Annotated in this window: 14 protein-coding genes; 5 read left to right on the top strand and 9 right to left on the bottom strand. The window is 71.1% G+C overall.

Annotation, left to right across the window (positions count from 1 at the left end; translation table 11 throughout):
* Position 1: 1 nt before the first annotated feature.
* Positions 2-1,573, top strand: coding sequence for a bifunctional 3-(3-hydroxy-phenyl)propionate/3-hydroxycinnamic acid hydroxylase (locus ACQPY0_RS22045; RefSeq protein WP_432991748.1), 1,572 nt, complete (start codon positions 2-4; stop codon positions 1,571-1,573).
* A gap of 148 nt (positions 1,574-1,721) precedes the next feature.
* The gene (locus ACQPY0_RS22050) at positions 1,722-2,249 is read left to right on the top strand and encodes a potassium channel family protein (protein ID WP_432991750.1); all 528 of its coding nucleotides are present in this window, start codon (positions 1,722-1,724) and stop codon (positions 2,247-2,249) included.
* Positions 2,250-2,266: 17 nt separating this feature from the next.
* Here ACQPY0_RS22050 and ACQPY0_RS22055 read toward each other — a convergent pair whose 3' ends face one another.
* The gene (locus tag ACQPY0_RS22055; protein ID WP_432991752.1) at positions 2,267-3,157 is read right to left on the bottom strand and encodes a TIGR03620 family F420-dependent LLM class oxidoreductase; all 891 of its coding nucleotides are present in this window, start codon (positions 3,155-3,157) and stop codon (positions 2,267-2,269) included.
* A gap of 83 nt (positions 3,158-3,240) precedes the next feature.
* On the bottom strand, positions 3,241-3,594 hold the full coding sequence (locus ACQPY0_RS22060) for a CsbD family protein (RefSeq protein WP_432991754.1): 354 nt from the start codon (positions 3,592-3,594) through the stop codon (positions 3,241-3,243).
* Between ACQPY0_RS22060 and ACQPY0_RS22065 the strand changes: the two genes are divergently transcribed.
* Positions 3,593-3,748, top strand: coding sequence for a DUF6131 family protein (locus tag ACQPY0_RS22065; protein WP_432991756.1), 156 nt, complete (start codon positions 3,593-3,595; stop codon positions 3,746-3,748). The two genes, ACQPY0_RS22060 and ACQPY0_RS22065, sit on opposite strands and share 2 nt — an antisense overlap.
* A 126-nt stretch (positions 3,749-3,874) precedes the next feature.
* Entirely contained in the window at positions 3,875-4,459 is a 585-nt protein-coding gene (locus tag ACQPY0_RS22070; protein ID WP_432991758.1) for a hypothetical protein, read from the top strand.
* A gap of 112 nt (positions 4,460-4,571) precedes the next feature.
* Here ACQPY0_RS22070 and ACQPY0_RS22075 read toward each other — a convergent pair whose 3' ends face one another.
* The 5 genes from ACQPY0_RS22075 to ACQPY0_RS22095 all read right to left on the bottom strand — a co-directional run bounded on the left by ACQPY0_RS22075 (position 4,572) and on the right by ACQPY0_RS22095 (position 10,154).
* Entirely contained in the window at positions 4,572-5,309 is a 738-nt protein-coding gene (locus tag ACQPY0_RS22075) for a hypothetical protein (protein ID WP_432991760.1), read from the bottom strand.
* On the bottom strand, positions 5,306-5,656 hold the full coding sequence (locus tag ACQPY0_RS22080) for a PadR family transcriptional regulator (protein WP_432991762.1): 351 nt from the start codon (positions 5,654-5,656) through the stop codon (positions 5,306-5,308). The genes ACQPY0_RS22075 and ACQPY0_RS22080 overlap by 4 nt, the downstream gene beginning before the upstream one ends.
* Positions 5,657-6,435: 779 nt before the next feature.
* Complete coding sequence (gene tnpC, locus ACQPY0_RS22085; RefSeq protein ID WP_432991764.1) at positions 6,436-7,884, bottom strand: IS66 family transposase; 1,449 nt, start codon at positions 7,882-7,884, stop codon at positions 6,436-6,438.
* A 1,610-nt stretch (positions 7,885-9,494) separates the two neighbouring features.
* Positions 9,495-9,833 carry a hypothetical protein gene (locus ACQPY0_RS22090; protein WP_432991766.1) on the bottom strand — a complete coding sequence of 113 codons (339 nt, stop codon included), beginning with the start codon at positions 9,831-9,833 and terminating at the stop codon, positions 9,495-9,497.
* Between the two features lie 51 nt (positions 9,834-9,884).
* Positions 9,885-10,154 carry a hypothetical protein gene (locus ACQPY0_RS22095; protein WP_432991768.1) on the bottom strand — a complete coding sequence of 90 codons (270 nt, stop codon included), beginning with the start codon at positions 10,152-10,154 and terminating at the stop codon, positions 9,885-9,887.
* 391 nt (positions 10,155-10,545) lie between these two features.
* On the opposite strand from ACQPY0_RS22095, the gene ACQPY0_RS22100 reads away from it, so the two are divergent.
* Positions 10,546-10,734 (top strand): tyrosine-type recombinase/integrase, encoded by a 189-nt coding sequence (locus tag ACQPY0_RS22100; RefSeq protein WP_432991770.1) that lies wholly within the window; start codon positions 10,546-10,548, stop codon positions 10,732-10,734.
* 244 nt (positions 10,735-10,978) lie between these two features.
* On the opposite strand, the gene ACQPY0_RS22105 is transcribed toward ACQPY0_RS22100, so the two are convergent.
* On the bottom strand, positions 10,979-11,773 hold the full coding sequence (locus ACQPY0_RS22105; protein ID WP_432991772.1) for an alpha/beta hydrolase: 795 nt from the start codon (positions 11,771-11,773) through the stop codon (positions 10,979-10,981).
* Positions 11,770-12,600: an alpha/beta fold hydrolase gene (locus tag ACQPY0_RS22110; protein WP_432991774.1), complete on the bottom strand. Its 831-nt coding sequence runs from the start codon at positions 12,598-12,600 to the stop codon at positions 11,770-11,772. The genes ACQPY0_RS22105 and ACQPY0_RS22110 overlap by 4 nt, the downstream gene beginning before the upstream one ends.
* Between the last annotated feature and the right edge of the window lie 3 nt (positions 12,601-12,603).

Raw genomic sequence — 12,603 nt, forward strand, 5'->3', positions numbered from 1 at the left:
TATGGACTACGACGTCGTGGTGGTGGGCTGCGGGCCGGTCGGCGCGCTCACCGCGAACCTGCTCGGCACGCGCGGCGTGCGCACCCTGGTCGTCGAGCGCAGCACCGAGCCGCACCGGCAGCCGCGCGCGTTCTCCTGCGACGACGAGGCGCTGCGGGTGTACCAGCAGGCCGGGCTGCGCGACGAGGTGGCCGCGGACATGTACGCGCCGCCGGTCGTCGACTACGTCGGCGGCGACGGCCGGCCCTTCGCCACGATCGCCCTCGACGAGATCGACTTCGGGCTCGGCGCCGCACCCCTGCACTTCTTCGACCAGCCGCGCCTCGAGGCGACGCTGCGCGCGGGTTTCGCCCGGTTCCCGCACGTGACCCTGCGCACCGGGGTGGAGCTCACCGGCCTGACCGAGGACGGCGACGGCGTCACGGTCGCGCTGCGCGACGTCACGACCGGCGAGTCCGGCCCGGTACGGGCCAGGTACGTGCTCGGCTGCGACGGCGCCCGCAGCGCGACGCGGACCGCCGCCGGCATCCGGCTGGCCGGCACGTCGTACGAGGAGCCGTGGCTGGCGGTCTCCGGTGACGTCGCGGCCGGCGGCGTCCGGCTGCCGCGGACCCGGTTCGTCTGCGACTGGCGCCGTCCGGCGTTCGTCTCGCCGGGCGCGTTCGGCACGTACCGCCTGGAGTTCATGCTCCGCGACGGCGAAACGCCGCCGGAGATGACCCGCCCGGAGACGATCGCCCGGCTCGTGGCCCCGTACGTCGACCCGGACCGCTTCACCGTCACCCGCGCCGTCGTCTACACGTTCCACCACCTGCTCGCCGAGCGGTGGCGGCACGGGCGGGTGTTCCTGCTCGGCGACGCGGCCCACCAGATGCCGCCGTTCCTGGGCCAGGGCCTGTGCAGCGGGCTGCGTGACGCCGCGAACCTCGCCTGGAAGCTCGCACTGGTTCTCGAGGGCGCCGCGGACCCGGACCTGCTCGACACGTACGAGGCCGAACGGCGCCCGCACGCCGAGCAGATGGCGGTCACGAGCGTCCGGCTGGGCAAGGTCTTCCTGGTCCGCAACCGCTACGCGGCCGCCGCGCGCGACGCGGTGCTGCGCGCCGTGCAGACCCTGCCCCGGGTCCGCCGTTTCGTACGCCACTTCGAGTTCAAGCCGGCCCCGGCGCTGGCCGGCGGCGTCGCCCGGGGCCCGATCGGCACCATGTTCCCCCAGCCCAAGGTCACCACCCCGGGTTCGGCGATCCTGCGGCGGCTCGACGACGTACTCGGCCCGGCCTTCACGGTGATCGGCCCGGCCGTGGACGAGCGTACCGTGGCCGACTGGGCGGGTCCCGCGGCGACGTTCGTGCGGGTCCTGCCCGCCGGCTCGGCCGGGTCCCCGCCCGCCCCGGCCCACGACGTGATCAACGTCGTCGACGCCGGCGGCGCGCTCGGCGACTGGTTCGACCGGCACGGCGTCGGCCTGGCCGTGCTGCGCCCGGACCGATTCGTCCACGGCGCCGGCCCGCATGCCGCGCTGTCCTGGCCGGGCCCGGACCGGCCGCGATCCGGCGCGCGGGCCCTCGACTGAGCCGGTCAGGACGTCCCGGCCCGGGTGATGGCGCGGCCGTGCCGGGGCGGACGCGGGGGAAATCCGGTGGCCGGGCGACGGATCTGTCCGCGCGGCGGCGGCGTGGCTGATGGAGTCCGAGGGGTCGGTGTCCTCGACAAGGAAACGCATGAGCACTCCACGTGCCGGCACGTACCTCGCAGCCGTACTGCGCACTGTCCTCGTCACCACGGCCGCCGTGGTGTGGTACCTCATCGCGCCGCTGGCGGGGGCGTCGAGCGCGCCGGTGTGGGCGGAGGCCGTGGGCGGGCTGGCGCTCATCGGGGCCCTGGTCGCCTGGCAGGTCCGCGCGGTGCTGCGCTCGGCGCACCCGTGGCTGCGCGCCGCCGAGGCGCTGGGGCTGTCGTTTCCGCTGCTGATGCTGCTGTTCGCCACGTCGTACGTGCTGATGTCCGGTGCCCGCCCCGCCGCCTTCTCCGAACGGGTCACCCGTTTCGACGCGCTCTATTTTTCCGTGACGGTGTTCGCCACCGTCGGTTTCGGCGACATCGTCCCGGTGTCGGAGGCGGCCCGGCTGCTGGTCATGGTGCAGATGCTCGCCGATCTCGCGTACATCGGGCTGTTCGTGCGGATCATCGTCGCCGCCGCCCGGGCCGGCGTCGTACGCCAGGAGGGCCCCGCGCCCGGCGAGCCGTGAGGCCGGGTCGCCGCCCGTCAGGGCATGAGCGCCGGGGCCAGCTCCTCCAGTTGGCGCAGCGCGTCGCCGGCGCCGTCGCCGAGGGGCTGGACGAGCACGTGGTCGGCGCCCGCGTCAAGGTGGGCCCGGACCCGCGCCGCGATGTCCGCAGGCGTGCCCCAGGCCACGATCGCGTCGACGAGCCGGTCGCTGCCGGCGCCGTCGAGATCCTCGCCGGTGAGGCCGAGGCGCCGGAGGTTGTTGACGTAGTTGGGCAGTTGCAGGTAACGAACGGTGTGCCGGCGCGCGACCTCCCGCGCCACCTGCGGGCTCGTCTCCACGACGACGGCCTGCTCGGGGATGAGCAGCCGGTCGGGCCCGAGCACCGCGCGGGCCTGGGCGGTGTGCTCCAGCGGCACGAAGTACGTGTGCGCACCGCCGGCCCGGTCGGCGGCCAGCTGCAGCATCCGCGGGCGCAGCGCGGCGAGGACCACCGGCAGGCCGGCGGGCACGTCGCCCATACCGTCGAGGTACTCGCGCATGCGCTGCAGGGGCTTGCTGTACGCCTGCCCGGACCGCTCCACGATCGGCGCGTGGCTGACGCCGAGCCCCAGCACGAACCGCCCCGGCCACGCGTCGGCGAGCGTGGCCGCCGCGGCCCGGGCCGTGCCGGCGTGGCGGGCCCAGATGTTCGCAATCCCGGTGCCGGCCACGATGCGGGAGGTGGCCGCCAGCCACACCGCCTCCTGCGCGAAGACGTCGTTGGCCCCGACGACCTCGCCCTGCCACACCGACCCGTAGCCCAGCGCCTCGATGCGCGCCACCGCCTCACGCTGCACGGCGGCGGGCTCACGCTGCAGGGAGGTGGTCCACACGCCGACGGCGCCGAGGGCCTGCCGGGTCGCGGTCACATTCTGCGGTACTGCCATGAGCCGCCATTTTCCCGTCCGCGCCGCATTCATGCCAACCACCGCTGGCGTGAATCGGTACTCCTCTCGTGTCTGCCGCCGGGTCAGCTCAGGGCGTCCTTGGCCTTGCCGGCCGCGTCCTTCACCTTGTCCCCGGCCTGCTTGACGTTCGCGGAGCTCTGCTCGGACCGGCCTTCGGCCTGCAGACGCTCGTCGTCGGTCAGGTCGCCGACCTTGTCCTTGGCAGCGCCTTTGGCCTCTTCGGCCTTGTGCTGGACCTTGTCCTGGAAGCTCATCGAGCCCTCCCGTCGTCGGTCGATCACGCCGATGCGGATCACACCGGCACCGTCGATCATTGGGTTGCCCACACCGGCGGTACCGAAACACCCCGCGAGGATTGCCGGCCGCGAAGCAGGGTAGGTGCCACGCCGCCCGACCGGACGGAGGGAGACAGACATGATCATCCTCGGCGTCATCCTGCTGCTGCTCGGCTTGTTCTTCGGCATCTCGGTCCTCACCACGATCGGCATCATCCTCATCGTCATCGGCGCGGTGCTGTTCATCCTCGGCTCGCTCGGCCGGCCGGTCGGCGGGCGGCGCCACTACTGGTAGGAGAAGGTCCTCGCGGATTCGGGACCTCCGTCCCGCCGGTTCGGGGAGGTTCGGCACGGGCGCCCGGTGCGGGCCCCGGACGACGATGTGTGTGTCACAGAGAGAGCACGGCACAGGGAGGCCGAAATGAGCACCGCACACATCCACCAGGCCAGCCAACTCGAGCACGTCGAAGCCCCGGGCGGCATGCTCACCCGGACCGCCGCCAAGGCCCTCGCGGTGCTGCGCTACGCCACCGGGTTCGTGTTCCTCTGGGCGTTCCTCGACAAGACCTTCGGCCTGGGCTACAGCACTCCTGAGGCCAAGGCGTGGATCAACGGCGGCAACCCCACCAAGGGTTTCCTCGCCTCGGTGGACGCCGGACCGCTGCAGGGCTTCTTCCACACCATCGCCGGCACCTGGTACGCCAACTGGCTGTTCATGTTCGGCATGCTCGGTATCGGCCTGGCCCTGATCGCCGGGATCGGCCTGCGCGTCGCCGCCGCCTCGGGCACCCTCATCATGGCCGGCATGTGGCTGGCCGAGTGGCCCCTCGCCCAGCACACCGCCAAGGGCGCGCCCACCGGCTCGACCAACCCGCTCACCGACTACCACGTCGTCTACGCCGTCGTGCTCATCGTCCTGGCCGCCGCCTACGCCGGCCACACCTGGGGCCTCGGCCGCCGCTGGGCCAAGCTCCCGATCGTCCAGCGCAACCGCTGGCTCATCTGACCCCGTCCGGCAAACCCCACGAAGTCCGGGAAGGCGCCTCACCGCCTTCCCGGACTTCGTGCAGCTGGTTGTCTGTCCATCAGCGACAGACAACCCGGGGCCGGCAACCAGGTCAGCCTGTTGCGGGTGTCGGTCGGTCTCGTGGTCCGTGCGGATCGCTACCGTTGCGGGAGGGCCGGTGGCGCAACAGACCGCCGACCATGCCGAGCAGGGCGACGACGGCGCTAACGGACAGCAGCTTGCTGTCGGGCAACATGTAGACGTTCCACACCGCCATGAGCGTCCACAGCAGCATCGCGAGCGGGATCGTTGCCAGCAGTACGACCCGCGGGCGTGGTGCCGGCCACCGCCACGCCACGGCTGCTCCCAGCGGCACCAGGAGCGCGACGTCGAGCAGCCAAGGGCCGCCGGCGGACAGCGAGTAGGCGAGCAGCACAGCGAGGACCGCCAGGGCCGTGCGGCGGGCTCCTACGATCCAGGACACGGTGAGGCCGATCCGGAGCAGGCTGGGGATCAGCAGTACCAGGGCCGTGTTGTGCATGGGGAACCGGCTGTCGACGCTGATCGATCCGCCGGTGTTGATGCTGTACACGATTTCGAGTATTTCCGTGCTGTAAGCCACGAGGAACGCGGCGAGCAGCAGGGATGCCGCGCCGGCCAGCCGAAGCCGCAGCGCGAGGCCGAACACCCCGACGGCCTGCCGGAGGCTGGGCCGGTCGCGACCGTCATCGAGGTCGAGCAGGAGCCCGAGTAGCTCCTCACCACGGGCGGCCCGGTGTCCGGCGGGCAACAGCCGCAGCAGCCGGCGGTAGCGCCGTTCCAGCGGCCCCATCGGGTCCGAGGGGCTCATCCGGTCAGCCCGAGCCGAGGCGCCGACTGCTGGGCACGCCGGGCGAGACGGCGCTTCGCCGCGCGGGCCTGGGCGGTCATCCGCTGCGTCTCGGCCTCCACCGCAGCCGCACCCGCGTCCGTCAAGCGGTAGTAACGGCGCAGCCGGCCGTTCTCCACCTCGTCACGTTCAGACTCGACGAGTCCGCGCCCGGCGAGGCGCTCCAGCGCCGCGTAGAGCGTGCTCGCCCGGAGCTGGATCCGGTTCTCGGACATCGCGGCGACCTCCGTAACCAGCCCGTAGCCATGCCGGGGCTGATCGGCGAGCGCCGCGAGGATCAGGAACGACTGCTCACTCAATGACTCCATGCCCGGAGCATATACCATGTCGCGGTATATGCTCTGCCCTGGCGATGGAAAGGCTCCTCGAATCGTTCGACCGTGTGCCGGAACGCGCGTGGGTCCGGCTTCCCTGCCGGCCTCGTAGTGCTCCAGGTGGCCGGCGAAGAGGCGATCCGCTTCCGGGTGGTGACGGTGAGGCCGAGAAGGTCGCGTACGCGCTCTCGCCGCTGGTATCGGGAGCAGTGTCTGAGATGGTCGGCGGCATCGGCCGCTCGCCCGGAGTCACCGTCGAGGTTCCAAGATCACCCTCGCGCCTTCTTCGCGCGAGTCCTCCTCACCCCGATCACCACCCGGCAAGATCAAAGATTTGGCGGCGCGGGTCAGCTACACAAGCGCAGGGCCTCGGCCCCCGTGCGTTCGGCGAAACTGACGGTTCCTCACCGGGAACCCCAGGGTCCATCGGCCTTTGGCGGCGCGACCGGTTCCTTGGGTTCGATGGAACCGGTCGGGATGTCGGCGCGCTGGCCGGAATGTTACGTACAGCTTGGCCTACACACCGAAGGTGGGGACCGGCCAGCCGCCGTCATCGTCCGCATGGCGCATGTGGAGATCGACACGGGACAACGCGGTAACCGCGCGTGTAGGCGGCGATTCGAGAAGCGGCCACCTTCCATCCGCTCCTGTCGATGAGCGCGCGTGTTTCGTGCGTCGTCGTCATGATTATGGCGCTCGGAATTTCTGGTCGGTGGCCCGTTTGGATAGGGCTTTACGGATTGCGTGCGTGGCATTTCCCGGGAAGTGACTGATCAGGTGGTGGCTGCGGCGGTGGGTAGCCAGGGATGGCCGGTGGCGAGTTCGGTGAGGGCGTTGATGATGTTGCGGCCGTGCGCGGCGGCGGTGGCGAGGTAGGAGCGGATCAGCGTGAATTGCTGGGCTCCGTCGAGGGTGCGTAAGCAGCCGGATACTTTCTGCCGGATTTTGACCATGCGGATCTGCCGCTCGGCGGTGTTGTTGTCGAACGGGGACCGCAGATCGGTCGCGAAGCGCAGGTAGTCGTCGATCCGGTCGCGCATCCGCCGGGCCAGGGCAGTCAGTTTCCGGCCGGTCTTGCAGGTCTCGTGCTGGTGGTCCTTGACCGCGACCAGGGCGGCCTGGCGGAACAAGCCGGTCTGCTCCGCGAGGAGGTCCGCGTCGATCCCGGTCCGGCCCGCAGCGCGGGCGGTGTCAGCGGCGGTCTTGAGTGCCAGCAGCGCGTCTGTCGCTTGTCCGGGCCACACCGCCTCGGGTGCCAGTTCGCCGGCGGCGGCAAGCTCGCGCAACAGATGCGCACAGCACAACTGGTGTCCACCCGGGGTGTAGGTGTCGTACGGGGCCCACGCGTCGTGCACGGCGATCCCGGTCATGCAGCCCATGATCTGCCCGGCGTCGATCCCGGCCCGGCCACGCTTCGGATGGACCCATACCAGGGTGTATTTGCCGGTGGTAGCCACGTGCACCCAGTGCAGCCGCCCCGCGACCCGCAACCCGGACTCGTCGACATGGACCACGCTCGCGCTGCTGAGCGCGTCACGGACCTGATCGACAAACTCCGAATCAGCCAGGACGTCGCTGGCACGAGCGTGCGCGGCAGCGACCGCGCCGGCCGACATCGCCACCCCGAACAGATCCGCCATCGCCTGCGCGGTCCGCGCCTGCGCCCCGAACAACGCCTGCTGCAAATACACTGCGGCAGCCTGGGCCCGGGGCCCGTACTGCACCGGGGCATCGACCCCGTCCGGCGCCCGGCCCGCGGTGACCTGCCCGCACCCGCACCGGCGCGACACGATCCGATGCTCGCTCACCCGCACCCCGATATCGGGCAGCTCGAACACCTGCCGCACCACCGTCGCGGCCAGCGGGGCACCACTCAGGTCATCACCGCACCGGCCGCAGCCGGCCGGTTCATGCGTGATGCGCTCGTGCGGGTCGGTGACCTGCCGCAGCGTGCGGCCCTCATGGCCGGGCTGCCCGCCCGGGCGGCGACCCGACCGCTGCCGCAACGACCTCGGCACCGGCTTCCCCAGGCCGTCCGACGACGGCGGCTTCGACGAGTTCGACGAGTCCTGCCCGAGCCGGGCCCGCAGATCTGCGTTCTCCGCCCGCAACACCGCGTTCTCTTGCCGCAGCCCGCCGTTCTCACGCTCAAGCGCACCGATCCGAGCCTCCAACCGGGCAAGCCGCTCAAGCAGCTCCACGATGGACGGCGATCCGGACACCCGATCATGATCCAGCACAAACCACGCAGGTCAAGTCAACCCGCCGACCAACACCTGATCAGTCACCCCGGGAACAGCTCTGGAGTGCTTGCCGGTATTTCTTCGTGGTGCCGTGTCGGCGGGCCGGCGCGGATTCTCGCTGGTGTGTCGGCGCTGTGCCGACGGGCCGGTGGGATGGCGCTGAGCGGTGGGTGCGGGCCGGTGCTGCGTGGCGGCGCCGGGTTGGTCGGTGCCATGCGTCGGGTGCGGGCGTGGTCGTCCGGGCCGGTATCGGTCGCGGGGTTGCCCGGGCCGCGCGGGCGCTTCGCCCGGTGGCGGTGCTTTGCCCGGTGGCGGCGCCGAGGCCCTGTCTTTGGCCGGCAGTGCGGAGGCCGTGGCTGGGGCTTCAGTCGGCCGCGCTGTGGCCGTGGTCATGGCCGGTGGTGGTGTGGAGGCCCTGGCTGGGGCTTCAGTCGGCCGCGCTGTGGCCGTGGTCATGGCCGGTGGTGGTGTGGAGGCCCTGGCTGGGGCTTCAGTCGGCCGCGCCGTGGCCGTGGCCATGGCCGGTGGTGGTGCCGAGGTCGTGGCTGGGGCCACGGGCGGTCGCGTCGCGGCCGTGGCTGGCAACCGTGCCGAGGTCGTGGTCGTGGCTGGCGGCCGTGCCGTGGCCGTGCGCGGTGCCGGGGTTGCGGCTTGGCTATGCCGGGTCGTGCGCGGTGCCGAGGCCGTGTCCGTGCGTAGCGCCGAGGCCGTGGCGGTGGCCTGGGCCGGTGGCGTGGCCAGGGCCGGTTCGTTCACTGAGCCTTCCCGGCCGTCGGCGGCCACACTTCCTGGCGGGGTGCTCGCGCGTATTCGGCGGAGCTTCTCGGCGTGTCGCTGGGCGAGCCCCCACGCGCGATGCCGGGCATGCTCCTGACGGAACTCCTCATTCGCCGCGGAATAACGACGCGACCTGGTCCGGTCACGCATGGCAGCCAATTCAGACTTGCTAAACAATTGCAGCTGCCCCATGTATTCATTTTCCCAGAATCCAGCCGGACTCGCTGCCCCGCACGGCTGGCCATAATGTCAAATGGTGCACGCACACGCCGCGATCCGCGCGCAACCATCGAACGTACGGTGAGCGGACCGTAGTCGGTACGGGCCGGTGATCCCTGCGGCGATGGCAGCCACGGACGGCAGGCGTTGATCTCGGCCCCATGTGGATCCGGCTTTGCTACGGCGGGGGCCGCCGATCTCCGCAGTCAGCGTGTACCTGGCTGTGTACGTGGACCTGTACGCCCATACGGGCATGCTGCTCGGTTGTTGTCTGCAGGATGTGCTTGGCTGCGTCGGCGTAGCGGATGGCGGTCTTGTCGTCGAGGCCGAACACGTTGGCCAGGTGCCCGCGGCCGCCCGGCTTGCCAGGCCATCGCCTGGTCCACGTCACCGACGAGCTGCAGGACTCGAGCAGCGCCCCGGCCGGCGCCTCCTCGACGATCCGGCCCAGGGTCGCGTACGCGCTCTCGCCGCTGGTATCGGGAGCAGTGTCTGGCGGAGATGTGCGCCCAACACTGATCAGTCTCCGGACCGGTGCCCCCGAGCGTCGTGTCCGCTCATCACCGCCAGTCGGGCCTGGTTCCGCCCTGGGATCAGAACTTCATGGGCTGCCAGGACGGACCGGCGTACGGTGGCGGGCCCTCCCGGCACGCCTTGATGCTGTGCCATCTCGCGGGCCATCGTGCGGCCGGCCCGGTGAGCACGGCCCGCACCTCGGCGGCGCTCTCGTCGGGCCGCTCCTCGTCCCAGGGCGCGCTCACGAAGATCTGGTACTCGTCCGGCTCCTCGAGCCACACCTCGAGCTTGCCGGAGCGGTCGGCGTGGACCCTGACACCCTCGATCCGTGGCGGCAGGGCAAGGCCGGTGAGGATGAGCCGTCCGGCCCGGCGCTCCGCCGTCTCCCAGCCGTGCTCGGCCCCGACGCGGGCCACCTCGGCGTCGTAGGCCGCAGCGTCGAACAGCGTCGTGTGCCGCCTATCCTCCTATCGCGCTCCTCGCCGGCCCCACTCCCAGCGCACGGCGTCACCCTCGCGGCGGATGCGCGCCTCGACGGCGTCGCAATCCGGGCCGCAGCTCGGGCAGCACGCAATCGTCGCGGTCGTGGGCTCGCCGGTCGCCACGAAGCGGTTCACCGGCACCAGTGCGTGCCACGGATCGGGGCCGTCGTTGCCGTCGGCGCGGCTGACGTCGTCGCCGTCGATACGCACAATCACCCTCAGGCGCTCAACAGACAACGACAGCAACGACGTCATGCCCACCAATCTACGGCCGGCGACCGCATCGGCACGTCCACACGGGCCCAACCCGCGCCGGCGACCGAGCCGCTGAGTGCGTCAACCCATGATCAGGAATGAGTGAGTGCCTTCGCAATCTGGATGATCTGACTTGTCGAAGGCCTTGATCGCCCGCCATGAAGGGGCGCCCCCGCCCCTGTCCTGGGCCGTTTCCACGCCCGACAACCCGGCCATGGACGCGTTGCGGACCGCGGCGGTCGTAGCGGGAGACACTCGGCCGGCAAGGCCGCCTTCACGCGCCCACTGGCGGATGGCGTGACCGGCATCTCGTTGTGCGGCACGGAGCAGCACCGGCACCGGTCGCGCAACGTGTTCGCCTACGGCTGCCGCCGGCGTCCGGATGTCGCGGATGCACCCCCACGTGCTGCGACACGCGTTCGTGACGACCGTGCTCGACGCCGGCGTGAGCCTGCGCGACGTGCGGATCGCCGCCCGCCACGCCGACCCCCGCACCACCATGCGCTACGACCACGCCCGCAAGAACGTCGACCGCCATGCTGGCTACATCCTCGCCGCCGACATGGCCTCCGGCACATAGCGGGGACCGCCGCGCGATTTTGCCGATGACATCGCGTTGATCTTGTTGGTCGTCTTTGCGCGACACGCCTGCTCACCGGTCCGGATCAACGTGCCGGTGAGCAGGCGTGAGACGTTCTGGGAGCCGGAAGTGCGGCGATGCGCGGAGCGGTCGGAGACTGTTCGCCCGGTCATGGCTGGTGTTGGCCGGAGGATTTGAGTCCGCCGTGCGCATGGTCGGGAATGCGTGGCTCCTGCGGGTTGGCCTACCGTGTGTGGCGCGTTGCCCAGTCGAGGGCGTGGTCGGCGACCTGTTCCCAGCCGGGCTCGGCGCAGGTCCAATGGGAGCGGCCGGGGAACTCGTAGTACTCGGTGACCGTGCCGGGCGCCTTGTAGTGGTGGGCGTTGGACTTGTTCACCGACGGCGGCATGATGTGGTCGGCGCCGCCGGCGATGAACAGCAGCGGCGCCCGCTGCTCGTTGTGGAAGTTCACCCACGTCTCCTGCTTGCCGGGGGTGAAGTTGGCCAGCAGGCCGTAGGTCCAGACCCAGCTACCGGGGGCCGGGATCGCGTAGCGCTCGTAGGCGGCCATCGCGTCCTGCTCGGACAGCGTGTTGGTGAAGGCGTAGTGGAACTGGGCCGGGGTGAACCCGGCCGCCTGGTGCCGCTTCGCCGGGTTGTTGAGGATCGGGAACAGCGACTTGATCTGCGAGGGCGGGGTGACCCGGATGCCCTCCGGCGGTGCCGAGTCGATGACCACGCCGGCGGCGCCGTGGCCGCGGTCGAGCAGCAGCTGGGTGAGCGTGCCGCCGAACGAGTGGCCCATGATGATCGGCTTCTCGGGCAGCGCCGTGATGATCTTCTCCAGGTACGCGACGGTCTCGGGCACGGTGACCGTGGCGATCGGGCTGGGGTCGGCGCGCAGCGCCTCCACCTCGACCTCGAAGCCGGGGTAGGCGGGCGTCAGGACGGTGTGCCCCTTCGCCTCGTAGTAGGGCACCCAGTGCTCCCAGCTGCGCGGGGTCACCCACAGGCCGTGGACCAGAACGATGGTGCTCATCCGTCGTACTCCTCGAGGAACGCGAGCAGGTCGTGGCCGAGCTGCTCCTTGTGGGTGTCGGTGATGCCGTGCGGCGCGCCCGGGTAGACGATCAGCCGAGCGTCCTTGATCAGCGCGGAGGAGGCCATGCCGCCGACCTCGAACGGCACGACCTGGTCGTCGTCGCCGTGGATGACCAGCGTCGGCACGTCGATCTTGGCCAGGTCGGGCCGGAAGTCGGTGGCCGAGAAGGCCGCGATGCACTCGTAGGCGTTGCGGTGCCCGGCCGCCATCGACTGCAGCCAGAACGCGTCGCGGATGCCCTGGGAGACGTGCGCGCCCGTCCGGTTGTGGCCGAAGAACGGGCCGTCGGCGAGGTCCTTGTACGTCTGCGACCGGTCGGCCGCCGACCCGGCCCGGATCGCGTCGAACGCCGCGATCGGCACCCCGCCGGGGTTGTCCGGGGTCTGCAGCATGAACGGCGGGACCGCGGAGACCAGCGCGGCCTGGGCGACGCGGCCGGTGCCGTGCCGGCCGATGTACCGGGCGACCTCGCCGCCGCCGGTGGAGAACCCGACCAGGGTCGCCTCGCGCAGGTCGAGGGCCTCGACGACCGCGGCCAGATCGTCGGCGTAGGTGTCCATCTCGTTGCCGTGCCAGGTCTGCGTGGATCGCCCGTGGCCGCGCCGGTCGTGGGCGATGACCCGGTAGCCGTTGGCCGCCAGGAACAGCGCCTGCGCCTCCCAGCTGTCGGAGTTCAGCGGCCAGCCGTGCGAGAGCACGACCGGGCGGCCGGCGCCCCAGTCCTTGTAGAAGATGGAGGCGCCGTCGGTGGTGGTGACGTACATGAT

This window comes from Dactylosporangium sp. CA-233914 (genome assembly GCF_050942935.1).
Lineage (GTDB): Bacteria > Actinomycetota > Actinomycetes > Mycobacteriales > Micromonosporaceae > Dactylosporangium.

Excerpts from the sequence above, each read along its gene's own strand:
- ACQPY0_RS22045 (WP_432991748.1), top strand. The coding sequence starts at position 2 with ATGGACTACGACGTCGTGGTGGTGGGCTGCGGGCCGGTCGGCGCGCTC.
- ACQPY0_RS22050 (WP_432991750.1), top strand. The coding sequence starts at position 1,722 with ATGAGCACTCCACGTGCCGGCACGTACCTCGCAGCCGTACTGCGCACT.
- ACQPY0_RS22055 (WP_432991752.1), bottom strand. The coding sequence starts at position 3,157 with ATGGCAGTACCGCAGAATGTGACCGCGACCCGGCAGGCCCTCGGCGCC.
- ACQPY0_RS22065 (WP_432991756.1), top strand. The coding sequence starts at position 3,593 with ATGATCATCCTCGGCGTCATCCTGCTGCTGCTCGGCTTGTTCTTCGGC.
- ACQPY0_RS22060 (WP_432991754.1), bottom strand. The coding sequence starts at position 3,594 with ATGTCTGTCTCCCTCCGTCCGGTCGGGCGGCGTGGCACCTACCCTGCT.
- ACQPY0_RS22070 (WP_432991758.1), top strand. The coding sequence starts at position 3,875 with ATGAGCACCGCACACATCCACCAGGCCAGCCAACTCGAGCACGTCGAA.
- ACQPY0_RS22075 (WP_432991760.1), bottom strand. The coding sequence starts at position 5,309 with ATGAGCCCCTCGGACCCGATGGGGCCGCTGGAACGGCGCTACCGCCGG.
- ACQPY0_RS22080 (WP_432991762.1), bottom strand. The coding sequence starts at position 5,656 with ATGGAGTCATTGAGTGAGCAGTCGTTCCTGATCCTCGCGGCGCTCGCC.
- ACQPY0_RS22095 (WP_432991768.1), bottom strand. The coding sequence starts at position 10,154 with ATGACGTCGTTGCTGTCGTTGTCTGTTGAGCGCCTGAGGGTGATTGTG.
- ACQPY0_RS22100 (WP_432991770.1), top strand. The coding sequence starts at position 10,546 with ATGCACCCCCACGTGCTGCGACACGCGTTCGTGACGACCGTGCTCGAC.
- ACQPY0_RS22105 (WP_432991772.1), bottom strand. The coding sequence starts at position 11,773 with ATGAGCACCATCGTTCTGGTCCACGGCCTGTGGGTGACCCCGCGCAGC.
- ACQPY0_RS22110 (WP_432991774.1), bottom strand. The coding sequence starts at position 12,600 with ATGTACGTCACCACCACCGACGGCGCCTCCATCTTCTACAAGGACTGG.